Here is a 23960-nt window from a genome sequence, read left to right on the forward strand (position 1 = left end):
CGGCGCGCCGGCCGCTCGACCCGCCCGCCCCCGGGGCCGCCCGCTCATCAGACCCGGCAGCGCAGCATCTCCAGCGGCGGTTCGGCGAGCAGGTCCGCCCAGAAAGCCGTACCGAACTCACGCCGGCCCGCGTCGGAGATCTCCAGGGGGACCCAGGTCAGGTCGTCGAAGCCCGCCGCTCGCAGACAGGACTCGTAGACCTCGCGGCGCGGGCACGTGGCGACGAAGGAGATCGGCGGGTCGAGCAGTGCCGTGATCCGTACGCGCGGCCCGGTCTCGGCCTCCTCGCCGGTGGACTCGCAGAGGAAGCCGTACCTGGCCAGGGAGGGGTCGTTCATGCCGTAGTCCGGGTTCTGGGCGAGCACGAAGAACTCGGCGCCGGGCTTGAGGCTCCGGTAGACGTTGCGGCACATCCGCTCCATGGCGGCGATGTCCTGGGCGTAGTTGAGCAACTGGACGCCCAGGGCGATGTCGAAGCGCCGTCCGAGAGGCCGGAGTTCGGCCACATCGCCGACCTCGTAGCTCACCCCCAGCGGTTCGCGCTCCTCGAACCGGCGTGCCGCGGCGACCATCTCACCGGAGATGTCGACGCCGAGCACCTCCGCCGCCCCGCGCCGCCTGAACTCCCGGCTGTAGAACCCGGTGCCGGAGGCGAGGTCGAGAACCGACTTGCCGCGCACGTCCCCGACCAGGTTCAGAAAGCTCGGCACCTCGCCGTACCGGGCCAGCGGCAGGGACTTGAACCCCTCGAACGCCTCACCGATCTCGTCGTACTGCTGCACGCTCATCGCGATGTCCTCCCGTATGCCTCGTGATGTCCTCGGCCTCGGCAGTCTCTACGAGCCACAACAGCCGCCCGTACTGGCAGAACCCACAAAGATCCGGCCCTCGCCCCGGTCTCCCGCACAACACCGCATCCCCGGCGTGCGGCCGGGCCGGCGGCAAGAACCCTGACCGACAAGGAACTTGACGCTCCGTCACTTTGCCGAACTGACAGCCCACCGACAGCATCCCTTCCTACGGTGCCGTGTCCATGACAGACACTTCGGAAGCAACCCCCACCCCGATCGGGCGCCGCACCGTACTGATCGCCACCGGCGCCGCAGCAGCCACTCTCGCCGTGACCGCCGCCGCGCCCGAAGCCCCCGAAGCCGACGCGGCCGGCGCCGCCCCCGTCGCCGCCGCGGCCGTCTGCACCCTCACGAAGGAGATGACCGAAGGCCCTTACTACCTGGACGGCGCACTCGTCCGCGCCGACATCCGCGAGGACAAGACCGGCTTCCGGCTCAACCTCGCCCTCACCGTCGTCGACGACGACACCTGCGCCGTGATCCCCAACGCCCTCGTGGAGATCTGGCACGCCGACGCTCTCGGCGAGTACTCCGGCTACGTCGGCAGCAACGGCCACAACGAGCCCGACAACGGCACCTTCCTGCGCAGCGGCGTCCTCACCGACTCCAGCGGCGTCGCCGACATCACCACCGTCTACCCGGGCTGGTACCGCGGCCGCTGCGTCCACATCCACATCAAGGTGCACACCGGCGTCACCCTCACCTCCGACGGCTCGTTCACCGGCGGCACCGAACTCCACACCGGACAGCTCTTCTTCGACGAGACGATCTCCGCGAGAGTCGGCGCGCTCTCGCCGTACTCGGCGAACACCGTCACCCGCACCACCCTCGCCCAGGACTCCATCTACGACGAAGGAGGCGCCGCCTCCGGCCTCCTGACCCTCACCGCACTGGGGAGTTCACCGTCGGCCGGCTATACCGGGACCCTGACCCTCGGTATCGAGCGCTGACCCCACCCCCACACCGCAGACCTCCCCGGGTCCCGCCGCCGGCGGCGGGACCCGGGGAGAGCGCTACAACCGCCGCGCTACGACTCCGGACACTCCTTCCACGCCATGTGGTACACCGTGCTGATGTCCCCGTCCGTCGAGTCCATCGTCATGAAGCTGACCTTGCCCGGGGCCGATGTCCCCGCGTTGACCCGCAGTTCCGTGTTGATGTTGAAGTTGCGCTGAACTCCACAGGGTGCCCAGACCAGTTGGGCCCAGTCGGTGGTGTCGGTCGCCTGCCAGTTGTCGTTGAGCGGGCCGCTGAAGGGGTGTGTCCGGAACGCCGTGCTCGGTGAGCCCTGGAAGTAGTACGACGCTCTCTGTGTGGCGCTCGCCCCGGACTGGAGCGCGGCGAAGCCGCGGTAGTCGGCGCTGGCGATGGCGTACGTGAAGCCCTGCGGGACATGGACGATCAGGTTGAGCTGACAGTTCTTGCGGAAGGCCGTCGGGTCCGAGTTGCCGCCCGCCTGGGCGAGGTAGTCGCTGTACGTCACCGTGAACGCCGTGTTGTCCTCGGAGACGGCGACCGCGGTCGTACCGGCCGGACAGCCGGAGCCGTTGACCGTGGCGACCTTGATGACGATCTTGTCCGGCGGCGGGTCCTCGAACCCGTCGGACGGGCCCTGCGCGGGCAGTGCGGTGGTGAGCAGAGCGGCGAGCGCGCCGCCCAGCAGGAGTCCACCAGCCATGGTCTCTCCCTGAAGGGTTGGGGGGTGGTCGGTTGCACCCCGGACCGTAGGGAGAGACACACCTCGCGGTCAGGTCGAACTCAAGCCATTCACAGGTGCGGTTTTCACAGTTCCTTCACAGTGTCTGAACTCTGCGGAAATAAGGGTCCGTTGACGAATCCATCCCCAGCCGACAGCGACTGACGGTCGAGCGCCGACCATCACGCGCCGACGGGCTGCCGCTCGGCCGGCTCGCTCTCCGCCGCCCTCTCCTGCCGGTAGGCACGGATCGAGTACGTCAGAGCGGCGGCCCACACCGCGTAGAGCAGCACGTACACCACCGCACCCACCGAACCGCTCGCCCCGATCCAGTCGCTCCTCAGCAGCGTCCGGACGTTGGTGACGATGATGACGCCACCCACCGCGGAGCCCAGCACCCGCGGCGGGACCAGCCGCACCAGCCAGGCGGCGACCGGCGCGGCGACCAGGAACTCGCTGGTGTCGATGGAGCCGATCACCGAGCGGGGTCAGGAACCGCCTCCGCAGCGGCTTGCCGAGATGCGTCTTGGGCAGGCCCCGGAAGGTGAAGCCGGACATGACGTACAGGCCGAGACCCAGCAGGATCAGGGACATCACCGGCTCGGCGACCTGCGTCGACAACGACGACAGGACCGTCGCGCCGAGGAAGGAGCCGAGCGCGCCCGGGACGCCGATCCACGAGCTGGGCGCCCAGACCCGCGAGGGCGAGCAGGATCAGCGTGCGCATGGGGAGGTCCCGTCCGTCGTTTCCTGGTTTTCCCACCGGGGAGGTAGGGATCAACGGGACGCGACGGTAGGGCGTCAAACTGAGGACAGCCTGAGACCCGGATGAGCGCACTCACAGACAGAGCTACGGGTTCTCCCATGCCGCCGGCTCCGCCGCCAGCGCCTGTACCGGCGCCGGCAGGGCGTCCGCGGCGATGTCGGCGATGGTGACGCCCTCCAGGATGCGGCGCACATTGGCCCGCAGCGCGATCCACAGGGGCAGCAGTGGCTGGGCGGAGCCGGTGTAGGCGAGTTCGGTGGGGCGTTCACCTCGTACGGAGACGATGGGGCCGTCCACGGCCCGGATCACGTCGGCGACCGTGATCCTCGCCGCGTCACGGGCCAGCCGGTAGCCGCCGTTGCCCCCGCGCCGGCTGTCGACGACACCGCCGCGCCGCAGGTCACCGAGGATGCCCTCCAGGAACTTGTGCGGAATGTCCTGGGTGGCGGCGATCGCCTCCGCCTTCACCGGACCGTCGCCCTGCCGTACGGCGAGCTCCAGTACCGCTCGTACCGCGTAGTCCGCCCGTGCCGAGATCCTCATGGGCCCATTGTGAGGCGTGTCGCGCCGGGCGTGGAGAATGGTCCCTCCCTCGCGTCCCGGGAAACGCAGGCACAACAGGAGGCGACGCTCGCGTGGAGCTCAGCAGACGAACATTCAGCGCCCTGGCCGGCACGACCGCGCTCGGCTTGGCGCTGACCGGCAGTGGCGGTGCGCTGCCGTCCTCCGCCGCGCCCGGACTCGCGCCCACGGGCCCTCCGCCGAGCCCGCCCACCGCCGACGGCAGCGGGCACACCGTCGGCTTCGACCGGTATTCGCTGCTGGTCGACGGCCGGCGGCTGGTGCTGTGGTCGGGCGAGATGCATCCGTTCCGGCTGCCGAGTCCGTCGCTGTGGCGGGACGTGCTGCAGAAGATGCGGGCGCACGGCTACAACGCGGTGAGTGTCTACGTCCCGTGGAACCTCCACTCCCCCGCGCCCGGCGCGTACGACTTCACGGGCGTCCGCGACCTGGACCTGTTCCTGCGCACGGCCGCCGAGACCGGCCTCTACGTGATCCTGCGCCCGGGCCCGTACATCAACGCCGAGGTCGACGCGGGCGGCTTCCCGGGCTGGCTGACGGCGACCGAGGGCAGGGCCCGGACCACCGATCCCACCTATCTGTCACACGCCGACGAGTGGTTGACGCGGGTGAACGCGATCGCCGTCCGGCATCTGTACACCAAGGGCAAGGGCACGGTCCTGCTCTACCAGATCGAGAACGCGTACGACGTCACCGGTGCGGACGGCCGCGCCTACATGTCCCACCTGTACAAGAAGGTGCGGGCGGACGGGATCGACGTCCCGCTCTTCCACAACGACAAGACTCGCGAGGGGCGTTGGGTGCCCGGGTCCTTCGACACCGGCGGGGAGAAGGGGCGTTGGCTGTACGGATTCGACGGGTATCCGCGGCCCGACGAGGTCCCGCAGGACTGGGGGCGCTTCGGCACCCAGCGAGCCACGGCCGCGAAGGCCAGCCCGAGGACCCCCGGTTTCCTCCCGGAGTTCGGTGGCGGCCGGCCCGATCCGTGGGGCGGGGCGGCGTTCGACGGCAAGGGGTACGAGGAGGCGCGGCGGACCCGGGACGCGGCGTACGAGCGGCGCTTCCATCTCACCAACCTCGCCAACGGGATCACGCTGCACAACGTCTACATGACGTTCGGCGGCACCTCGTGGGGCTGGCTGCCCGCGCCGCAGGTCTACACGTCGTACGACTACGGGGCGGTCCTCGACGAGGGGCGCCGGCAGACGGCGAAGCTCGCCCCGATGCACCAGCTGGGTCATCTGCTGCGGCATGTCCCGGACTTCGCGAAGCTGGACCGGGCCAAGGACGTGACGTCCCCCGACGACCGGCTGAAGGTGTACCACCTGACCAACCGCGACACGGGCTCCCATGTCTACGTCGTGCGCAACGACTCCGCCGAGGACGTCACCGTGCCGCTGCCGGATGCCGGCATCGAGGTGCCGATGACCGTCCCGGCCCGTGACGCCCGGCTGATCACCACCGAACTGAAGCTCGGTCGGCGGACGTTGCGGTACGCCACCGCGCAGCTCGCGATGTTCGTCGCCGCCGGGCGGCAGGACATCGCCGTCTTCTCCGGCCGGCACGGCGACATGGCCCAGGTCGTCCTGGAGTGCCCGGACGAGCCGACGGCGACCCGCCTGGACGCGGAACCGGCGTGGATCTACGACCGCGGTCTGCTGCGCGTGACGGCCCCGCTCGGCGTCGGCCTGCTGGCCCGGGTGAAGGTGGAGAACGGCGGCTCCGGGCGTCCGCTGCTGATCTTCTTCGCCGACGACGCGACGGCTCTGCGGCTGTGGCCGTACGAGACGCCGTCCGGGACGGTGCTGGTGTACGGCCCGTCGCTGGTGCGGTCGGTCACCCTGGAGGACTCCACCGTGCACCTCACCGGTGACACGACCGCGGTGACCGGCCTGGAGGTGTGGGGACCGCGCGGTATCGGCCAGGTCACCTGGAACGGACGGCCGGTGCCGACCCGGGTCAGCGCCACCAACAGCCTCATCGCCCTCAAGCCCCTGCCCGGGGTGGGCGCCGTGTCGCTGCCCGCGCTGGACAAGGGCTGGCGGCGCCGCACCGAGAACCCCGAGTCCGCGCCGGACTTCGACGACTCGGCGTGGCGACAGGCCGACAAGAAGAGCTCGTTCAGCACCACCCCGGTGCCCGAGGGGCAGCCGGTGCTCTTCGCGGACGACTACGGCTTCCACTACGGCGACGTCTGGTACCGCGGCCGCCTCACCGACGCCGAGGACACCGAGTCGCTCTCCCTCGCCTACAGCACCGGCACCCAGGGCCTCCTGATGGCCTGGCTGGACGGGGAGCCCCTGGGCACCCACCGGATGCCGGTACCGGACAAGAAGACGGCCCGGAAGGGTACTTGGACGGACACGGCGACTTTCGAGGTGCCGGAGCAGCTCAGGGACCGGGACGAGCATGTGCTGTCCGTCCTCGTACGGCGGATGCAGCACGACATGGACGGCGAGTCCCTCGACACCCACAAGGCGGCCCGGGGACTGACCTCCGTGCGGTTCAAGGGCGCCTCACCGAAGGTGAGTTGGCGGCTGCAAGGTGCGGCCGCCGCCGATCCGGTGCGCGGGCCGCTCAACAACGGCGGCCTGTACGGCGAGCGGGAGGGCTGGCATCTGCCCGGCTTCGACGACGCCGACTGGGAGCCGGCCGAACTGCCGCGCGGGGAACGGCGCCAGGGCGTCACCTGGTACCGCACGTCCTTCCGGCTGTCCGTCGACCCCGGCGTCGACGCCTCGATCGCCCTCACCCTCGACGACGATCGGAAGCGTGCCTACCGGGTGCAAATCTTCCTCAACGGCTGGAACATGGGCCAGTACGTCAACGACGTCGGCCCCCAGCACACCTTCGTCCTGCCGAACGGCGTCCTGCGCACCCGGGGCACCAACACCCTTGCCCTGGCGGTCGTCTCGGACGGTACGACACAGGCGGGACCCAAGGACGTACGGCTGACACTGCTGGGCGCGACGGCGGGCGGGGTGACAGTGGCGAACGTCTGAGGAGGAGAACCTCGTGCGAAGACGGCGATTCATCAGCGGGTTACTCGGCGCCGGGGCGGCGATGGGCCTCGCCCCGGAGAGCAGCGGGGGCACGGAGGCCGCCGCGCCCCGGGTCACGGGCCCCCATGACTGGCAGACCGTCCCGGCCCCCACCTGCACCCCGGCCGCCCAGCTCCTCGCCGTGGCGGCGGCGGGCCCGGACCTCGCGTGGGCCGTGGGCGAGGAGGGCCGCAACGGCGGCACCCGCGGGGTTCCCCTGGCCCTGGTGTGGGACGGCGGCACATGGACCCGCCTCGACCTCACCCACCTCGGTCTCACCGGCGGGTATCTGCGCGCGGTCGCCGGCTCGGCGGGCGCCGCCTGGGCCGTCGCCACCGACCCGGCGGGCGCCGCCCGGCTGCTGCGCTGGGACGGGACGACCTGGCAGGAGTCCCTCTTCGCCGGACGACTGGCGTACGGGACGAGCCTGACCGGGGTGACGCTGGACGCCAAGAACCGTGTCTGGCTCTCGGGCCGCAACAGCGACGGCTGCGTGCTGCTGCGCGGCGACGGCGGTGACGACGGCTGGACCTGGGTGACCCCGCCCCCGACCCCGCCCACGAGCGCCCCGGCCGGCGTCAGCGTGGCACCGGACGGCGATGTCTGGGTGTACGACTCGGCGTTCGTCGCCCGCTGGGACGGCGAGACCTGGACGGAACTGCCCGTGCCTGCTGGTCTTCGCCCCTATGTCACCGGACTCCTCCCGGTCACCGCCGACGACGTCTGGCTCACCGGCTACGACTACGGAGTCGGCGGCCCGCCCGGCAAGCCGCCGTCCGTCACGCTGCGCCACTGGGACGGCGGCGCGTGGACCTACGCCACCACCCCGTTCACCGTCGGCATGCTCACCGCGATCGTCGCCGACCCCCAGGGCCGCCCCGACCGCATCGCGGGCTGGGACTTCTGGGACCAGACCCGCGCGCACCACCTCCGCTGGGAGGACGGCGCGTGGGTGAGCGAGCGCGGCCCGCTGTCCCCGACCCCCGTGCTGCTCAGCGGACTCGCTCCGGTGCCCGGTGCGGGCGGGTACTGGTCCGTCGGCACGAACTCCGCCTCGCCGTACCCGCCCGCACAGGTGTACATCGAGCGGTGAGCCGCTAGGCCAGCCGGATCACGTTCCACGACAGCGGTTCGAGTACGGCGGTCAGGGTGCCGTCGGTCAGCGCGGTGCCCTCGGCCGGGCGCGGGGCGACCCGCTCGGGCTCGGCGAGGGTGTTGCGTGCGTCCGGGTCGGCGTCGGCGAGGACGCTGTGCTCGACGACGGACGTCAAGTCCAGCGCGCCGAGGGCGACTTCGAGGGGCAGCGCCTCGGTCCGGCTGCGGTTGACCGCGAAGACGGTGACCGAGCCGTCCTCGCCGCGCACGGCGGTGGCGTGCAGCAGGTCGGTCTCGCCGTACTTCTTCGTCTCGTACGTCGGTGAGTCGACCCGCACGTCGAGGACCTCGCCGCGGCCGTACTTCGCCGCCTGGGCGAACGGGAAGAACGTCGTCTGCCGCCAGGCGGGGCCGCCCGGCTCGGTCATGATCGGCGCGATGACGTTGACCAGCTGGGCGAGACAGGCCACGGTGACGCGGTCGGCGTGCCGGAGCAGGGCGATGAGGAGGGAGCCGAAGACGACGGCGTCGGTGACGCTGTAGTTGTCCTCCAGGAGACGGGGGGCCTCCGCCCAGTCCCGCGCGCCGGAGTTCTCGATCTCGTGCCACTCCGAGATGTACCAGACGTTCCACTCGTCGAAGGAGAGGTTGATCTTCTTCTTGGACTTGAGCTTCGCGCCCACGTGGTCGGCGGTGGCGACCACGTTCTCGATGAAGGACTCCATGTCGACGGCGGAGGCGAGGAAGGAGTCGAGGTCGCCGTCCTCGGGCTGGTAGTAGGCGTGCAGGGAGATGTAGTCGACGAGTTCGTACGTCTCCGCCAGGACCGTCGCCTCCCACTCGGCGAACGTCGGCATGGACTGGCTGGAGGAGCCGCAGGCGACGAGTTCGACGCCGGGGTCGATCTGGCGCATCGCGCGGGCCGTCTCGGCGGCGACCCGGCCGTACTCCGTCGCCGTCTTGTGGCCGGTCTGCCAGGGGCCGTCCATCTCGTTGCCGAGGCACCAGAGGTTGATGCCGAAGGGCTCCTTGTCGCCGTGCGCGGCGCGGAGGTCGGAAAGGGCGGTGCCGGCGGGGTGGTTGGCGTACTCCTGGAGTTCCAGGGCCTCGGCGACGCCGCGGGTGCCGAGGTTGAGGGCCATCATCGGCTCGGCCTGAGGGCCGACCTTCTTCAGGAAGGCGATGTACTCGGAGAGGCCGAAACGATTGGTCTCGGTGGAGCGCCAGGCGAGGTCGAGGCGACGGGGACGGTCCTCGGCGGGGCCGACGGAGTCCTCCCATTTGTAGCCGGAGACGAAGTTGCCGCCGGGATAGCGGATGGCGGTTACGCCCAGTTCGCGCACGAGTTCAAGGACGTCCGTGCGGATGCCGTCCTCGTCCGCGGTGGGGTGGTCGGGCTCGAAGATGCCGGTGTAGACGCAGCGGCCCAGGTGTTCTACGAAGGAGCCGAAGAGGCGGGGGTTGACCGTGCCGACGGTGAAGGCCGGGTCGAGGGTGAAGCGGGCGGTGCTCATGGTTGCCTTTCGCAGGTTGTGTGTTGTCTGCGGGTTGGTGGGGGCTTGTCGCGCAGTTCCCCGCGCCCCTAAGCCACGTTTGGCCAGCCGTTTTCTGTCCAGTGCAGTCTGTTCAGCCCTAGCTTTGGCGTGCCTTCGTCCTCTGCGTCGTAATAGTGGTACGCCAGCCAATCCTGACCCCGGTCCCTGAAGACCGACTGGCCGCCTGTGCCGATATACCTTCCGTGGCCCTCCAGCACCAGGTCGCCGCCGCCCTCCAGCATCGGCTTGCCGGTGCTGTCGGTGTACGGGCCCGTCACCGACGTAGACCTGCCCACCTTGATCTTGTACGTGGAGTTCACGCCCGAGCAGCAGGCGTCGTACGAGGCGAAGAGGTAGTAGTAGCGGCCGTGCTGCACGATGTACGGGCCCTCGACCGCGTACGGGGTGTCCGGGCGGGTGGCCAGGTGGTGGACGGTCGTGCCCGGCACCGCCTTGCCCGTCCTCGGGTTCAGTTCGACCATGCGGATGCCGGTCCAGTAGGAGCCGAAGGACATCCACAGCTTGCCGTCGGCCTTGATCAGGGCGGGGTCGATGGCGTTCCAGGTGTCCGTGCGCTCGGAGGTGAGGACCTTGCCGTGGTCGGTCCAGGTGCCGGGGAGGCCGGAGGGGGACGTGGCCACGCCTATCGCGGAGTGGTTGGTGCCCCAGGACGAGACGGCGTAGTACAGCCAGTACTTGCCCGCCCGGTAGGAGATGTCCGGGGCCCATGGGTCGCCGGTGTCGTTGTACTCGTACCACCAACTCGGCGGCTCGGCTAAGGCGTTGCCGGAGTCGTCCCAGTGCTTGCGGTCCTTGGACAGGCGGGCGCCGATGACGCCGCCCGTCGAATAGGCCACGTAGCCGCCGGACTTGAGGCGGACGACGGTGGGGTCGTGGATGATCTGCTGGCCGGTGACGGGCTGTGGGTCCGGGTAACTCTGCTCGGCCTGGGCCGTGTTGGGGAGGAACGCCAGGAACGCCGCCGCGAGCACGGCCGTCAACGCTCTGCGTGCTCTCACTGTCCCGCCAATCCCGTGTGGGCGACGCCCGCCACGATCTGCCGCTGGAAGAAGACGAAGACGACGATCAGGGGCAGCCCCGCCATCAGGCCGCTGGCCATGAGCTGGGCCCACTGGATGCCGTAGGAGTTCATGACGGTCGCGATGCCGTTCGGCATGGTCATCAGGTCGGGGTTGTTGGTCACCATGTACGGCCAGAGGAAGTTGTTCCAGGACGCGATGAAGGTGAAGATGCCCACCGCCGCCAGGGAGGGTCGTGCGAGCGGGACGACGATCGTGAAGAAGACGCGCCAGCGGCCGGCTCCGTCGATGAAGGCGGCCTCCTCCAGTTCGCGCGGGATGCCCTGGAAGAACTTGTAGAGGATGTAGACCATCGCGGCGGGCGCGCACTGCGGCAGGATCATGCCCCAGTAGGTGTCGACCATGCCCATCTGCTGGACCGTGGTGAACAGCGGTACGCCGAGGACGGCGGGAGACACCATGAGGCCCGCCATCACCACGCCCATCAGGACGTTCTTGCCGCGGAACTCGGTGCGGGCGAAGCCGTAGCCGGCCAGTGCGCTCACCGCCAGCACGATGGTCGTCACGCACACCGAGACGACCAGCGAGTTGATGAACCAGTTGCCGATGTTGCCGGTCTCCCACAGGGACTTCCAGGCCTGGAGCGTCCACACCTCGGGCAGCCAGTGCGGCGGGATCTCGGCCGCCTCCGCCTCGGACTTGAGCGAGGTGAACAGGGCGGCGGCGATCGGGGCCATGAAGACGGCGGAGACGGCGACGCCGGTCAGTGTGAGGATGATCTGGCTGGGCGTCCAGGGCTTGCGGGACCTGAGCCGTATCGGGGTGCTGCTCATCGGGTGCCCTCCTCACGGTTGCGCAGCAGTGCCATCCGTCCGAGGGCGACGGCCGCGATGATCACGAAGAAGATGATGGACATCGCGGAGGCGTAGCCCACGCGGTAGCTGGTGAAGCCCTGTTCGAGGGTGTACTGGACGAAGGAGCGGGTGCTGAGCTCGGGTCCGGGGCTGAAGTCCATCATCACGACGGCCTGGTCGAAGAGCTGGAGCGAGGCGAGGATCTGGAGCGCGATCACCAGGCCGGTGATGTGGCGCAGCATCGGCAGGGTGATGTGGACCATGCGGTGCCAGGCGTTGGCGCCGTCCAGCTTGGCTGCCTCGTAGAGGTGGCCGGGGATGCCCTGGAGCGCGGCGAGGTAGAGCAGGAAGCTGAAGCCGACCGTCCACCACAGGGTCTGGATGACGATGGCGAGCATCGCGTACGACTTGTCGGTGAGCCAGGGGGTGGTGAGTCCGAAGGTCTCGTTGAACAGGCCGATGCCCTGGGTGAAGAGCCACTGCCACATGTTGGCGGCGACCGTCGAGGGCAGCAGGAAGGGGGCGAAGAAGCACAGCCGCCACAGCCATTTGCCGCGCTCGATGTGGTGGGCCAGCATCGCCAGCAGGAAGGCGAGCACGGTGATGCAGGGGACCACGAGCAGGGTGAAGTACGCGCTGTGGCCGAGCGCGTCCCACATCGCCTGGTCGTGGAGGGCCTCGCGGTAGTTGTCGAGGCCGACGAAGCTCGCGCCCTCGCCGGAGATGTTGGCGTCGGTGAAGCTGAGGTAGAGGCCGCGCAGCAGCGGCCAGACCACGAAGAGCACGAAGAGCAGCAGGAACGGGGCGATGAACCAGCCCCCGTGCTGGAAGCCCTGCTTGCGGCGGACGGTCGCGACGGCGGTGGCGGTCCTCGTCCGCGCCGGTGCGACGACGGTCTGAGCGCTGGTGGTCATGCGGCCGTACCTCCCTGCGCGGCGGTCCTGCCGTCCATCGGGTTCTTCGAGGCGAGGAGTCTGGTGAGCCGGGACTTCATGGTCCGCGCGACGGCGGCCGGCTTGGCGGAGCCCATCGTGGAGGAGACGACGACGGGGCCGAGGTCCTGGGCGAGGACGCCGGTGGAGCCCGCGAACCACACCTTGGGCTCGGTGGCCTGGTGGTCCATGGCGCTGACGTACTCGTTCTGCGGTTCCAGCTTCTGGTACGCGGCCGTGGACAACGTCGGTGTGTAGGCGGGGATGTGGCCGCCGGCGGCCCACTGCTGGGCGTGGGTGACGACGTACGCGGCCAGTTCGTGCGCGGCCCTGTCGGTCGCGCCGCCGCGGCCGGCCTGGTGGGGCAGGACGAACGCGTGCGACTCGGCGTGGGTGGCGGGCCGGCCGAAGACGGGCGGCAGCGGGGTCGCGCCGTAGTCCAGTTTCGCGCCGGAGAAGACCGGCACCGACCAGTTGCCCTCCCAGGTGAAGGGGGCGCCGTTGATGAACTGCTCGCCGGTGGGGGCGCCGGGGATGACGTAGCCGTCGGTGACGTGCTGCCGGAGGAACTCCAGGACCTGGGTGGCCTTGTCGGCGTCGAAGAGGACCTCGGTGTTGCCGTCGTCGAACCAGCGGCCGCCGAGCTGGGTGTAGAAGGCGACGAAGAACCACCACTGGAAGTTCTGGTCGTTGGTCCACAGTCCGACGGTCTGCAAGCCGTTCTTCTGGACCTGCTTGGCCTTCTTCAGGACGTCGAACCACTCGCCGGTGGAGCCGACCGGGATCATCCGGCCGTCGTCGCCGAGCAGGTCCGCCTTCTTCAGGACGTCCTTGCGGTAGAAGCAGAGCTGGACGTGGATGTCGAGGGGGAGGGCGTAGAGCTTGCCGTCGATGACGCCGCGGTTCCACAGCGCGGGGTTGTAGTCCGCCTTGCGCACGCCGTACTCGGCGAGGAGTGTCTCGTCCCACGGGTCCAGGAGCCGTCCGGGCGAGAAGCCCGCGACCCGGCCCACGTGCATGACGCCGAGCTCGGGGGCGCGGTTGCCCGCGGCGGCCATGGCGAGCTTGGTGTAGAAGGGGTTGCCCCACTGGAGCGTGGAGTCCTTGACGGCGATGCCGGGGTGTTCCTTCCGGAAGGCGTCCAGCATCGCGATCATGTTGGCGCCGTCGCCGCCGCTGAAGAGGTTCCAGTAGCGCACCCGGGTGTCGGCGCCGGAGGCGAGCGCGTCGGCGCCGGTGCCGAGCGCGGCGAAGCCGAAGCTGCCGGCCACGGCCAACCCGCCTGCGGCGGCGAGCAGTTGCCTGCGGTTCAGGTCAGGTCGTCCCATTGCCTGCCCTTACAGTCGGAGAAGAGATCCTGTCGGTTCGCTGTTGTTCGATATTTCGATAGATGCTCGCAACTTCGAACGGGACCGTAGATAGGAAGCGCTTTCTAGTCAATGGTCCGGACAGGATTCTCAGAACCGCGAGCGGTCGTTCCCACTTGTACGAACGGTCGCCGGATCACATGACGTGGACAGTTCGGGCCGCGTACGCTCGGACGGGCTGCCGTACGCGGTGAGAAGGGGGATCGATGGACATCGCGCGCAAGAGGGCGGGGCGGGTCGCCGCGGCGCTGCGGCGCGCGAGAACCGGGTCCGCGATGCGCCGGCTCGCCGTCGAACTCGACACCGCGCTGCGGGCCAGGTCCACTCCCCCGGCCGGGGTGCACGAGGTGTGCCGGGCGCTGTGCGAGGAGATGAGCACGCGCCGCGGCGGACGCCCCGTCGAGCTGCGCTTCGAGCGGTTCCCCGACGAGATCGAGGTGACCGGCCTGTGGGTGGAGTTCCAGGACTTCGACCTGGTCATCGTCGAGGAGCGGGCCGAGGCGGTACAGCAACTGGTCATCCTCGGCCATGAGTTGTGGCATCTGAACGCCGGGCACCGGCACGGGGTGGGCCCGGCCGCCGCCCGCGCGCTGGCCGGCGGCCCCGACTGGAAGGACGCCCTGGCCGTCGCCGCGCGCGACGGCTCGCGGCAGACCGACGAGGCGGAGGCGGACGACTTCGGGCACCGGCTGGCGGCGGCGTTCCGGCCCTATCTGTCGGGCCGCGGCGGCAGGGCGTCCCTCAACGGGATGGAGCGGTCCATGGGATACCGCGGGCGCGGAGGCACAGAGCGGTGACACACGCCGGTCCGCTCGCGCAGGGCAACCTCCTCAGCGGGGTGTACGTCTCCTTCTGGCTCCCCACCGTGGTGCTGACCGCGGCCCTGGTGATCAAACTGCCCAGCATCCTCAAGCTCTGGCGGGACCCGCTGCTGCGGGCCGTCGGCGGACTGCTGCTGTTCGCCTGCGCGGTGTTCGTCTTCGCCGCCCCCAGCACCATCTCCTGGACCAACCGGGTCACCGGTGTGCCGAACATCGCGGCACCCTGGGTGTACTCGCTGCTCACCGCGCTCTGCGCGTCCTGGCTGCTGCTGGTCGTCCACTGGCGCAACGGCCGCACCGAGCGCCAGGCCCACACCCGCCGCGCGACCCGGTGGGTGGTCGCCGTCTACGCGGGTGTCGTGGTGGCCCTGTGGGTGCTGTTCGCCCTCGCCGACGTGCCCGTGGAACAGATCCGGGACCTCGACACCTACTACGCCTCCACCCCGTTCATGCGGGAGGCGATCCTCCTCTACCTGTTCGCCCACATGGTGGCCAGCCTGGTCACGTCCCGGCTCGTCTGGAACTGGATCCGCACCGAGGGCCTGGACGGCTGGCTGCGCTGGGGACTGCGGTTCCTGGGGGTCGGATTCGCGACGAACCTGCTCTTCAGCGTCGCCAAGCTCACGGCCGTCGTCGCCCGTTGGACCGGACACGACCTGGACTGGCTGAACACCAACATCGCCCCGTCGGCCGCGTGCATCGCGGCGACCCTGGTCGCGATCGGCTTCATCGTGCCGCACGCCGGCCAGTACCTCCAGGAGCGGTGGCGGCTGCGCCGCCGGTACCGCGACCTCCGCCCCCTGGCCCGGCTGATGCGGAACGTCGCGGGCGGCCGTGAGCCCTTCGCGCTGCGGGCCACCCACGAGATGCGGCTGATCCGCCGCGAGACGCTCATCCGCGACGCGCTCCTGCACCTCTCCCGCCACCTCGACGACGAGCTGCGCGACCGGGCCCACGACGCCGCCCTGGCCCTCGGTTTCGAGCGCGGCCGGGCGCAGGCGCTGGCGGCGGCCGTGACGATCCTGGACGCCATGGAGCGCGAGCGGGGCGCAGCGGACACCGACGGGGCGAGCGCCCCCGACACCACCTACCTGCTGCAGGAGATCCAGGCCGTGTCCGAGGCCCTGCGCAGCCCCGACGAGATCAAGGCGGTACGCACCCGTGCGGCCGTCCCGGCAGAGAGCATGTCCGCGCATGAGTGAGAGTCCCTCCCCCGCCAGAACCGCCGTGGTCCTGGGGGGATCCCATACCGGCATGCTCGCGGCAAGGGCGCTCGCCGCCTTCGCCGACCGCGTCCTGGTCGTCGAGCGGGACGTGCTGCCCGAGGGCCCCGAGCCGCGCAAGGGCCTGCCGCAGGCCCGGCACGCCCACATGCTGTGGTCGGGCGGGGTGCGGGCCATGGAGGAGCTGCTGCCGGGCATCTCCGAGACGCTCCGGGCGGCGGGGGCGCGGCGGGCGCCGGTCACCACGGACATCGTGGGCTACTCGGCGCAGGGCTGGTTCCGGCGCTGGCCCGAGTCCCACCACGTGATCCTGGCCGGGCGGGACCTGCTGGACGCGACGGTCCGCGCACAGGTCCTGGCCGACGGGCGGGTGGAAGTGCTCGGCGGCACCGAGGTGTTGGGCCTCGCCGGCACGCCGGAGGCGGTCACCGGGGTCCGGGTGCGGGAGCGCGACGGCCGCGAACGGACCATCGGGGCGGGCATGGTGGTCGACGCCACCGGACGGGGCTCCGGAGCGCCCCGGTGGCTGTCGGAACTCGGACTGCCCGCGCCGCGCGAGCGCAAGGTCGACTCCGGCCTCGCGTACGCCAGTCGGCTCTACCTCGCGCCCGAGCAGGCCCGCGACGGCTTCCCGGTCGTCCATGTCCAGCCCGACCCGCACGCCGGCGTCCCGGGCCGGGCGGGTTTCCTGCTGCCCATCGAGAACGGCCGCTGGATCGTCACCGTGAACGGCACGCGGGGCGGCGAACCCTCCGCGTCCGACGACGACTTCGTCCGCTTCGCCCGGGAAGAGCTGCGGCACCCCCTCATCGGCAACCTGCTGCGGCAGGCCGAGCCGCTGTCCGAGGTGGCGGTCACCCGCGCGACGGTCAACCGCCGGTACTTCTACGAGCGGATGCCTGCCTGGCCCGACAACTTCACGGTGCTGGGCGACGCGTTGGCCGCGTACAACCCGGTCTACGGTCATGGACTCGCCGTCGGCGCGCAGAGCGCGCTGCTCCTGCGGAAGCTGACCGCGCGTCATGGCTGGGGGGCGCCCGGGCTGTCCCGCCGGGTCCAGAAGGCCGTGGCCCGGCCGGTGGGTGCGGCGTGGGATCTGGCTACGGGGCAGGATGTCTTCTATCCGGGGGCTACGGAGAGCGGACCTACGCTGCGGGATCGGTTGCTGGCCGGGTATGTGGACCGGCTGATGCGTACGGCTACCGGGAACGGGCGGATCGCCCGCCGCGTGACGGATGTGACGTCGCTTGAGCGGCGGGCGGAGGTGTTGCTGGCGCCGTCGGTGTTGTTGGCGGCGGTGGTGGGGCCGTTGAAGGCCCCGTTGGTGGCGCCGCCTTTGACTGCCGAGGAGTTGAAGAGGGTGGGGCTTCAGTAGTTGGTCGGGCGCGGGCCGGTGGGGCTTCTCGCGCAGTTCCGGCGCCCCTGGGTGGGTCCACTTACCCGGCGAATGAAGGTTGCTGCAAGCCCTTCCCCGCGCCCGGTACCACCAGCAGCGAACCCGCCACCGGATGCGGGGACTTGAGGCCCACCCTCGCCGTCGTGATGTACAGGTCGGTCAGGTCCGCGCCGCCGAAGGCACATGCCGTCACCCTCGGCGTGGGCAGGACGATCACCCGGTCCAGCACACCCTCCGGCGTGTAGCGGCGTACCGCTCCGCCGTCCCACAGGGCCACCCACACGCAGCCGTCGGCGTCGACGGTGAGGCCGTCGGGGAAGCCGGCGCCCTCCTCGATCTCGACGAGGGGGCGGCGGTTCGCGGGGCGGCCGTTCTCGAAGTCGAAGACGTCGACGCGGCGGGTCGGTGAGTCGATGAAGTACATCCGGTGGCCGTCGGGGCTCCAGCCGGTGCCGTTGCTGACGGCGACGTCGTCGAGGACGGTCTCGAAGGTGCCGTCGCCGGTGAGACGGGACAGGGTGCCGCCGCCCGGTGCCTCGTCGTAGCGCATGGTGCCCGCCCACAGCGAGCCGTCGGGGGCGACGGCGGCGTCGTTGGCGCGGTGGCCGGGGACCGGCTCGTGGTGCAGCCAGCGGAAGGAGTCGTCGGCGTCCAGCAACGCCACTCCGTCCCGCAGGTTGAGGACGAGTCCGCCGCCGGTGCGCGGCTTGGCGGCGCCGATGTGCTGGTCGGTGACGCGGACCGTGCGGTGGCCGGAGACGGGGTCGTAGGTGTTGATCCGGGCACCGAGGATGTCGAGCCAGACGAGGTGGTGGTGCGCCGGGTCCCAGGTGGGGCCCTCGCCGAGGGTCGCCTCGGCGCGGACGGCCACCTCGTAGTCGTACGTCGTCGAGGTCATCCCACGCTCCGGTGACCGAGGCGCTCGGACAGCTCGACGGCACCCTTGGCGGCGAGCTGCTCCAGCTCGTCGCGGCGCTCGTCGCTCCAGCGGATCATGGGCACGGAGATGGACAGCGCGGCCACGACCCGGCCGGTGCGGTCGCGGACCGGGGCGGCCACGCAGGAGACGTCCGGGTTGGACTCCCGGCTCTCCACGGCGAGACCGCGCTCACGGATGTGGGCGAGGGCCTCGCGCAGGGCGTGCGGGTCGGTGATGCTGTTCGGGGTCATCGCGACCAGCTCGGCGGAGTCCGGGATGCGGGAGCTCAGCTCCGGCTCCGGGAGCGAGGCGAGCAGCATCTTGCCGACGGAGGTGCAATGGGCGGGCAGCCGGCGTCCGGCGGCGGACACCATCCGCACCGCGTGCGTCGAGTCCACCTTGGCGATGTAGATGACGTCGGTGCCCTCCAGGATCGCCACGTGCACCGTCTCGTCGCAGGTCTCGGCGACGGACCGGGCGACCTGCTGCCCCTCGGCGGCGAGGTCGAGCTGCTCGGCGTACCGGCTGCCGAGCTGGTACGGCCGTACCCCGAGCCGGTAACGTCCCGGCTGACCCGGCACCGGGACGATGTACGACCGCGCGGCGAGCGTGGTCACCAGTTCGTGCACGGTGGTGCGCGGCAGCTGGAGCTTGCGCACTATGTCGGGGGCGGAGAGCGTGCCGTCCCCGTCGAGGAAGAGCTCCAGAATGTCGAGAGCCCGGGTCACGGCAGGTACGAGACGTCCCACGTCCGGCCCCCTCCCTTTGCATCTTAGGCATCTGTTCGAAATTTCAACAGACGATCGGCATAACGAACACAGGCTAGCCATATCGCGTTTCCCCGGGCAATGGGCATGCGGGTCACACGCTCCCGGCCGTCCTCTTTGGGCAGGAAGCGTACGGGTGCGAGGCGCCGGCACTACTGTGTCCGTGTGCGACACATCACACTGAGTGGTGCGTCTTGGGGGATGCGGTTCCTGGGGGGATCTCGTGCACGAAATGTCCAAGGGGTCGAACACTGCCCTGTCCGCCCTGAGTGAGAACACCGACTCGGTGATCGTCAGCCTGGGCTGGAGCAGTCCGGGCGGGGACGGCGACGCGGACGTGTCCGTCCTGCTGCTGGGCCCGGACGGCAAGGTCCGCAGCGACACGGACTTCTACTTCTACAACAACCCGGTGGCCGCCGACGGCAGCGTGCATCTGCTGGACAAGACGCCCACCGAGGACGGCAACGAGGACCGGATCAGCTTCGACCTGACCGTGGTCGCGCCCGACGTCGACCGTGTCGTCGTGGCCGCGAGCCGCTACGGCGGCGCCCACTTCGGGGAACTGGACGATCTGCGCGTGACCCTGTCCGACGCGGTGGGCGAGAGCCTCCTGCGCTTCACCATCGGCGACCCCGGCAAGGTCAGCGCGATCATCTTCGGCGAGCTGTACCGCCGCGACGGTGACTGGAAGTTCCGGGCCGTCGGACAGGGCTACGACTCGGGGCTGGCCGGGCTGGCGACGGACTTCGGCGTCGACATCGACGACGACGCGGAGGCCGCAGGCGAGGACGTGGACGGTACGACGGCCGACGAAGACATCGACGGGGCGACGCCCGCGGCGACCCCGGAACCGGCCATGGACGCCGAGCCGGCCGGCCCGCCGCCGGACCCGGCCCCCGCGCCGGGACCGCCGGCCGCGCTGGACGCCGTACCGGCCCCGCGCCGGTCCGCCGACGAGACCAGGCCGCGCAAACCGGCCGCCCGGCCCCGCACCGCCAAGAAGCGGGCCGCCCCGCCCAGCGCGCCGCAGAAGTCCCTCGCGGAGAACGACTCCTGGCGGCCCGCCCGGCTCTTCCCGCTCTCCGCGCTGAAGAGCGACCGGGACCGGGAGATGCGCGCCACCTCGGTGCTGCTGTCGGTGATGACCCAGGTACCGAGGTTCGGCAGACGCCTCACCGCGGCGTTCGGCGCGCCCTCGGGCCGTATGGAGACCTTCACCGAGGTCTCGCTGCCGCACGGTGACACACCCCGGCGGCCCGACGGGGTCATCCGCATCGAGCGGGCCGGCAAGCTGTGGACGGCGCTCGTCGAGACCAAGACCAACGGCAACCCCCTCAAGGCCGACCAGGTGCAGGCCTACATGGACATCGCCGCCCGGCGCGGCTACGAGGCCGTGATCACGGTGTCGAACGACGTCGCGCTGGAGGGCAGCCCGCTGGTCGACGTCAGGATCGACCGGCGGCGCAAGCACCAGGTGGCGCTCTGGCATCTGTCCTGGGCCGAGGTGGCCCATCAGGCGCAGCTGCTGATCCGGCACGAGGGGGTCGGCAACGCGGCCCGCACCTGGCTGCTCCAGGAGCTGCTGCACTACCTCCAGCACGAGAACTCCGGCTGTCACGGCTTCCAGAACATGGGCTCCGCCTGGGTGCCGGTACGCAACGGCATCAACGACGAGACCCTGTGCCAGGGCGACCCGCGGGCCCTCGAAGTGGTCGAGAGCTGGGAGCGGCTCATCCGGCAGGTGTGCCTCAGGCTCGGCGGCGAACTCGGGCAGAAGGTGCTGCCCGCCCAGCGCGTCCGCCGCGGCACCGACCACGGGACCCGGCGGATGCAGCTGGCCGACCGGCTGTGTCTGGAAGGGCGGCTCCATGCGGAGCTCCGCGTCGAACAGGCCCCGGGCCTGCTCACCGTCGGCGCCGATCTGCGCACCGGCAGGCTGCGCACGTCCGTCGAGGTCCCCGCGCCCGAGCAGGGCTATCCCCTGACCTGGGCCAAGCGACTGGTGCGCCGCCTCGCGGAGGCACCGGCGGACCTCCATGTGGAGACCCTGGTCGAGGGCGACGCCGTCGGCCCGCGCGGCACGCTGGAACGGCTCCGCCCGGAACCCGCGGACCTGCTCCCGAAGAACGGCACCCGGATCACCGGCTTCCGGCTGTCCCTCCTCAAGGGCATGGGCAGCGGCCGCGGCAACGCCGAGTCCGGCTTCATCCGCAGCGTGGACGACGCGGTGCACCGCTTCTACACGACGGTGGTGGTCCACCTGGACCAGCCGGCCCCCCGACGTGCCGCGCAGAGGGAACCCGTCTGATCGAAGAGCCCCCGGCGAACCCTCTTCCCTTCCCGATCCGATGTGACAGGGTGACGTGACGTCGAAGGGTGGGGGGGAGTCGCTGTGCCTGAGCTTCTCAAGGGCGGGAACACCGTGGTGAGCTCCGGGCCGCTGACCGCCGAGCTGCACACCGTGGGTGATCCGGTGGATCTGAGTGCGCTGCTGGTGGGGGCGGACGGGCGGGTGCGGTCCGATGAGGATCTGGTGTTCTACAACCAGCCCTCGGGGGAGGACGGGGCCGTGCGGCATGTCGGTGCCGACGGGTCCGGGCCCGAGCGGGTGGTCGTGGATCCGGCCGGGCTGCCCGCGGACGTGGACCGGGTCGTCCTGGTCGGCAGCTGCGATCCCGACAACGCCGCCCGTACGTTCCGTGAGGTCAAGGAGGTCACCGTCCGGGCCCACCAGTCCGACGGCGACCCCGTCGTCTTCCGTGCGCCCGCCCTGACCGACGGCGAGCGCGCGGTGCTGCTCGTGGAGCTGTACCGGCGGGGCGACGGGTGGAAGCTGCGGGCCATCGGGCAGGGGTACGCCGAGGGGCTGGCGGGACTGGCCACGGACTTCGGCATAGACGTGTCCGAGCCGGAACCGGAACCGGAGCGCAGGCCCCGGACCGAAGCGCCTCCCGCGCCGGCACCGGTGGCTCCGGCCCCCGCGGCCCCCGCCCCCGCCAACCTCACCAAGCCCCCACTCGGCAGGATCAGCCTCGACAAGGGCAGCCAGGTCTCCCTCAGCCTCGACAAGAAGGACCGCGAGCTCGTCGTCACCGTGACCCTGGAGTGGGACGGCGGCAGTGACGAGCGGCGGCGCCGGGGCGCCGACCTCGATCTGTACGCCCTGTTCGTACCCGCCGCCCAGGCCCGGCGCGGGTCACAGGCGCCGGGCACGATCGTCAAGACCGGGCGCGGCGAGAAGAAGGGCAAGGGCGGCGACGTCGTCTACTACAAGAACCTCGGCTCGTTGCGGCAGGCGCCGTACATCCAGCTCGACGGGGACGCCCGGGTCCCCGGCCGGGAGACCATCCGGATCGTGCGGCCCGAGGAGCAGGGGTACGTCCTGCTGTGCGCGTACTCGGCCGTCAGCAACGGGTTCGGTTCCTTCAAGAGCTTCGGTGCGCAGGTCGTGGTCGACGACGGGCGCGGCTCCCATGTCACCGTGCCGCTGTACGAGAACACCAAGACCCGTTACTGGGTGGCCATCGCGCTGGTCGACTTCACCGCCGCCGACGGCGCGGCGATCCAGCACGTGGAGTCCTACAGCGGCCGTATGAACGAACGCCGCCCTGTGCTGCACCCGGACGGCACGATCGAGATGAACGCGGGCCCGGTGGAGTTCAAGCGGCGGTCGGACTCCTAGGAGCCCGGCGTCTCCCCCAGCACCCCCCTCAACCGCTGCGCCCTGAGCACCAGTTCCAGCTCGAAGCGCCGGTCCGGGTCGTCGATCTCGGCGCCCCAGAGCTCACGGATCTGGCGGAGGCGGTAGCGGACCGTCTGGGGGTGGACGCCCAGCCGGGCGGCCACCTCCGGGGCGCCGCCGCGGGTCTCCAGCCAGGCCAGTAACGTCTCGGCGAGCCGGCGGCCGTGGGTGGGGCCGCAGTGGGCGAGGGGGGCCAGACAGCGCAGCGCGAGGTCGTCGATGAGTTCCTCCGGCTGGAGGAGCACCAGCGCCTCCGTGTGCTCGGTGCAGTGCAGGACCTCGCCCGACGGCAGCAGACCGCGTTCCATCAGGCGCACGGCGGCCTCGGCCCAGCGCAGCGACTTCGCCGCGTCGGCCAGCGGGACGGGGGGCCCGATCGCGCCCGCCCAGCCGGTCAGGGCGCGGTGGAGGAGGTCGGGGCGGCCCGCCGCGTCCGGTTCGGGGACGACCATGCGCGGTTGTTCGTACTCCATGTCCAGGAGCACGCCCTGGCCGACCGCGGGCGGTACCGCCTCCCGTGCCGGGCGCAGCAGGACCCCGACGGCGACTCTCTGGGGGAGCGGCCAGCCGATGCGGGCGGCGCGTTCCGTGAGGGCCTCGGCGGGGTCGCCGTGCCGGTGGCGTTCGACCAGCAGGAGTTCCATCAGGCGGCGTTGGAGCCTGAGCCGTTCGCCGGCCTCGCGGGCCGCCGCCTCGGCGTAGCCGCGGACCGACTGGTCGACGAGGCCGTCGAGGTACTCGTAGCCCGCGTCGACGAGTTCGTACATCGCCGGCGGCGGGATCTCGACCCGCTGGCCGATCTCGGCGAACCGGCGCCAGGCCAGACGTACGCCCATGCGGTAGATGGCCTGGAGGGAGTCCAGGCTGCGGCCGTTGAGGCCCTCGCCCCGGCCGAACTCCTGGAAGACGCCCGGGGGGACCGAGGGACGGCCCTGCGCGGTCTCCAGGTGCTGGACGAAGACCTCGATGGCGCGCCGGATGCCGACGAGGGCCATCGGTTCGCCCGACTCGTCGAGGACGACGGGCAGATGGGGGTACTCGCGGCGGATCTCGCGCAGGATCTCCTCGGCGAGCGCGGGTGCCTCCGCCATCGCGATCTCCGCGAAACGGCGCACCTGGAGCCGGGGTACATCGAGCCAGGCCGAGCGGGAAGTCACCGCCGTCACGGGTCAACTCCCCTGACCTGCTTGCTCGTACGTGATTAAGGGCGTGTTCGGCTGGTCGGGCGTCGCTTCGAGCAGCGCGACGATGCCGAACGCGGCAGCCACGGCGAGCGCCGCGGCGGCCGCGACGGTGAGTACGGCGGCAAGCAGTCTGGACATCGCAGGGTCAG

The 23960-nt window shown here is 70.8% G+C and carries 21 protein-coding genes; 8 read left to right on the forward strand and 13 right to left on the reverse strand.

Annotation, left to right across the window (positions count from 1 at the left end):
• Positions 1-47: 47 nt before the first annotated feature.
• On the reverse strand, positions 48-788 hold the full coding sequence (locus ACFY0U_RS01520) for a class I SAM-dependent methyltransferase (protein ID WP_388628532.1): 741 nt from the start codon (positions 786-788) through the stop codon (positions 48-50).
• A 245-nt stretch (positions 789-1033) separates the two neighbouring features.
• Between ACFY0U_RS01520 and ACFY0U_RS01525 the strand changes: the two genes are divergently transcribed.
• Positions 1034-1801, forward strand: a complete 768-nt coding sequence (locus ACFY0U_RS01525; protein WP_388628535.1) for an intradiol ring-cleavage dioxygenase — start codon at positions 1034-1036, stop codon at positions 1799-1801.
• Between the two features lie 77 nt (positions 1802-1878).
• Here ACFY0U_RS01525 and ACFY0U_RS01530 read toward each other — a convergent pair whose 3' ends face one another.
• The 3 genes from ACFY0U_RS01530 to ACFY0U_RS01540 all read right to left on the reverse strand — a co-directional run bounded on the left by ACFY0U_RS01530 (position 1879) and on the right by ACFY0U_RS01540 (position 3856).
• Entirely contained in the window at positions 1879-2529 is a 651-nt protein-coding gene (locus ACFY0U_RS01530; protein WP_388628537.1) for a DUF4360 domain-containing protein, read from the reverse strand.
• A 200-nt stretch (positions 2530-2729) separates the two neighbouring features.
• Positions 2730-3026: a hypothetical protein gene (locus tag ACFY0U_RS01535; protein WP_388628539.1), complete on the reverse strand. Its 297-nt coding sequence runs from the start codon at positions 3024-3026 to the stop codon at positions 2730-2732.
• A 371-nt stretch (positions 3027-3397) separates the two neighbouring features.
• Positions 3398-3856, reverse strand: a complete 459-nt coding sequence (locus ACFY0U_RS01540) for an RrF2 family transcriptional regulator (RefSeq protein ID WP_388628541.1) — start codon at positions 3854-3856, stop codon at positions 3398-3400.
• A 92-nt stretch (positions 3857-3948) separates the two neighbouring features.
• Here ACFY0U_RS01540 and ACFY0U_RS01545 point away from each other — a divergent pair, with 92 nt between their 5' ends.
• Together ACFY0U_RS01545 and ACFY0U_RS01550 are read left to right on the forward strand one after the other, a co-directional pair.
• A complete protein-coding gene (locus ACFY0U_RS01545) occupies positions 3949-6897 on the forward strand; it encodes a beta-galactosidase (RefSeq protein WP_388628544.1) in 2949 nt (982 codons plus the stop codon).
• Between the two features lie 13 nt (positions 6898-6910).
• Positions 6911-8029 (forward strand): hypothetical protein, encoded by a 1119-nt coding sequence (locus ACFY0U_RS01550; protein WP_388628546.1) that lies wholly within the window; start codon positions 6911-6913, stop codon positions 8027-8029.
• A 4-nt stretch (positions 8030-8033) separates the two neighbouring features.
• Here the strand turns inward: ACFY0U_RS01550 and ACFY0U_RS01555 are convergent, their stop codons facing one another.
• The 5 genes from ACFY0U_RS01555 to ACFY0U_RS01575 all read right to left on the reverse strand — a co-directional run bounded on the left by ACFY0U_RS01555 (position 8034) and on the right by ACFY0U_RS01575 (position 13720).
• On the reverse strand, positions 8034-9545 hold the full coding sequence (locus ACFY0U_RS01555) for an alpha-N-arabinofuranosidase (RefSeq protein ID WP_388628549.1): 1512 nt from the start codon (positions 9543-9545) through the stop codon (positions 8034-8036).
• A gap of 68 nt (positions 9546-9613) precedes the next feature.
• On the reverse strand, positions 9614-10585 hold the full coding sequence (locus ACFY0U_RS01560) for an arabinan endo-1,5-alpha-L-arabinosidase (protein ID WP_388628552.1): 972 nt from the start codon (positions 10583-10585) through the stop codon (positions 9614-9616).
• On the reverse strand, positions 10582-11439 hold the full coding sequence (locus ACFY0U_RS01565; RefSeq protein WP_388628555.1) for a carbohydrate ABC transporter permease: 858 nt from the start codon (positions 11437-11439) through the stop codon (positions 10582-10584). Before ACFY0U_RS01565 ends, ACFY0U_RS01560 begins: the two co-directional genes overlap by 4 nt.
• On the reverse strand, positions 11436-12374 hold the full coding sequence (locus ACFY0U_RS01570; RefSeq protein WP_388628558.1) for a carbohydrate ABC transporter permease: 939 nt from the start codon (positions 12372-12374) through the stop codon (positions 11436-11438). Before ACFY0U_RS01570 ends, ACFY0U_RS01565 begins: the two co-directional genes overlap by 4 nt.
• Entirely contained in the window at positions 12371-13720 is a 1350-nt protein-coding gene (locus ACFY0U_RS01575) for an extracellular solute-binding protein (RefSeq protein WP_388628561.1), read from the reverse strand. Before ACFY0U_RS01575 ends, ACFY0U_RS01570 begins: the two co-directional genes overlap by 4 nt.
• Before the next feature lie 245 nt (positions 13721-13965).
• Here ACFY0U_RS01575 and ACFY0U_RS01580 point away from each other — a divergent pair, with 245 nt between their 5' ends.
• The 3 genes from ACFY0U_RS01580 to ACFY0U_RS01590 are packed head-to-tail and all read left to right on the forward strand — an operon-like array spanning position 13966 to position 17178.
• Positions 13966-14556: a toxin-antitoxin system, toxin component family protein gene (locus tag ACFY0U_RS01580; protein WP_388628564.1), complete on the forward strand. Its 591-nt coding sequence runs from the start codon at positions 13966-13968 to the stop codon at positions 14554-14556.
• Positions 14553-15782, forward strand: coding sequence for an MAB_1171c family putative transporter (locus ACFY0U_RS01585; protein WP_388628567.1), 1230 nt, complete (start codon positions 14553-14555; stop codon positions 15780-15782). The genes ACFY0U_RS01580 and ACFY0U_RS01585 overlap by 4 nt, the downstream gene beginning before the upstream one ends.
• A complete protein-coding gene (locus ACFY0U_RS01590; RefSeq protein WP_388628570.1) occupies positions 15775-17178 on the forward strand; it encodes an NAD(P)/FAD-dependent oxidoreductase in 1404 nt (467 codons plus the stop codon). The genes ACFY0U_RS01585 and ACFY0U_RS01590 overlap by 8 nt, the downstream gene beginning before the upstream one ends.
• Positions 17179-17239: 61 nt before the next feature.
• On the opposite strand, the gene ACFY0U_RS01595 is transcribed toward ACFY0U_RS01590, so the two are convergent.
• The gene (locus ACFY0U_RS01595) at positions 17240-18097 is read right to left on the reverse strand and encodes an SMP-30/gluconolactonase/LRE family protein (RefSeq protein WP_388628573.1); all 858 of its coding nucleotides are present in this window, start codon (positions 18095-18097) and stop codon (positions 17240-17242) included.
• Complete coding sequence (locus ACFY0U_RS01600) at positions 18094-18867, reverse strand: IclR family transcriptional regulator (protein WP_388628576.1); 774 nt, start codon at positions 18865-18867, stop codon at positions 18094-18096. The genes ACFY0U_RS01595 and ACFY0U_RS01600 overlap by 4 nt, the downstream gene beginning before the upstream one ends.
• Before the next feature lie 250 nt (positions 18868-19117).
• Here ACFY0U_RS01600 and ACFY0U_RS01605 point away from each other — a divergent pair, with 250 nt between their 5' ends.
• Positions 19118-21193, forward strand: a complete 2076-nt coding sequence (locus ACFY0U_RS01605; RefSeq protein WP_388628579.1) for a TerD family protein — start codon at positions 19118-19120, stop codon at positions 21191-21193.
• 84 nt (positions 21194-21277) lie between these two features.
• A complete protein-coding gene (locus ACFY0U_RS01610) occupies positions 21278-22567 on the forward strand; it encodes a TerD family protein (RefSeq protein WP_388628582.1) in 1290 nt (429 codons plus the stop codon).
• Here the strand turns inward: ACFY0U_RS01610 and ACFY0U_RS01615 are convergent.
• Positions 22564-23784: a helix-turn-helix domain-containing protein gene (locus ACFY0U_RS01615; protein ID WP_388630381.1), complete on the reverse strand. Its 1221-nt coding sequence runs from the start codon at positions 23782-23784 to the stop codon at positions 22564-22566. The two genes, ACFY0U_RS01610 and ACFY0U_RS01615, sit on opposite strands and share 4 nt — an antisense overlap.
• Before the next feature lie 12 nt (positions 23785-23796).
• Complete coding sequence (locus ACFY0U_RS01620) at positions 23797-23949, reverse strand: hypothetical protein (RefSeq protein ID WP_388628586.1); 153 nt, start codon at positions 23947-23949, stop codon at positions 23797-23799.
• Positions 23950-23960 lie beyond the last annotated feature (11 nt).

This window comes from Streptomyces sp. NPDC001536 (assembly GCF_042894505.1).
Lineage (GTDB): Bacteria > Actinomycetota > Actinomycetes > Streptomycetales > Streptomycetaceae > Streptomyces.

Coding starts and splice junctions, on each gene's coding strand:
- ACFY0U_RS01555 (WP_388628549.1), bottom strand. CDS start 9,545: ATGAGCACCGCCCGCTTCACCCTCGACCCGGCCTTCACCGTCGGCACG.
- ACFY0U_RS01530 (WP_388628537.1), bottom strand. CDS start 2,529: ATGGCTGGTGGACTCCTGCTGGGCGGCGCGCTCGCCGCTCTGCTCACC.
- ACFY0U_RS01520 (WP_388628532.1), bottom strand. CDS start 788: ATGAGCGTGCAGCAGTACGACGAGATCGGTGAGGCGTTCGAGGGGTTC.
- ACFY0U_RS01620 (WP_388628586.1), bottom strand. CDS start 23,949: ATGTCCAGACTGCTTGCCGCCGTACTCACCGTCGCGGCCGCCGCGGCG.
- ACFY0U_RS01540 (WP_388628541.1), bottom strand. CDS start 3,856: ATGAGGATCTCGGCACGGGCGGACTACGCGGTACGAGCGGTACTGGAG.
- ACFY0U_RS01570 (WP_388628558.1), bottom strand. CDS start 12,374: ATGACCACCAGCGCTCAGACCGTCGTCGCACCGGCGCGGACGAGGACC.
- ACFY0U_RS01525 (WP_388628535.1), top strand. CDS start 1,034: ATGACAGACACTTCGGAAGCAACCCCCACCCCGATCGGGCGCCGCACC.
- ACFY0U_RS01575 (WP_388628561.1), bottom strand. CDS start 13,720: ATGGGACGACCTGACCTGAACCGCAGGCAACTGCTCGCCGCCGCAGGC.
- ACFY0U_RS01580 (WP_388628564.1), top strand. CDS start 13,966: ATGGACATCGCGCGCAAGAGGGCGGGGCGGGTCGCCGCGGCGCTGCGG.
- ACFY0U_RS01590 (WP_388628570.1), top strand. CDS start 15,775: ATGAGTGAGAGTCCCTCCCCCGCCAGAACCGCCGTGGTCCTGGGGGGA.
- ACFY0U_RS01595 (WP_388628573.1), bottom strand. CDS start 18,097: ATGACCTCGACGACGTACGACTACGAGGTGGCCGTCCGCGCCGAGGCG.
- ACFY0U_RS01565 (WP_388628555.1), bottom strand. CDS start 11,439: ATGAGCAGCACCCCGATACGGCTCAGGTCCCGCAAGCCCTGGACGCCC.
- ACFY0U_RS01605 (WP_388628579.1), top strand. CDS start 19,118: ATGTCCAAGGGGTCGAACACTGCCCTGTCCGCCCTGAGTGAGAACACC.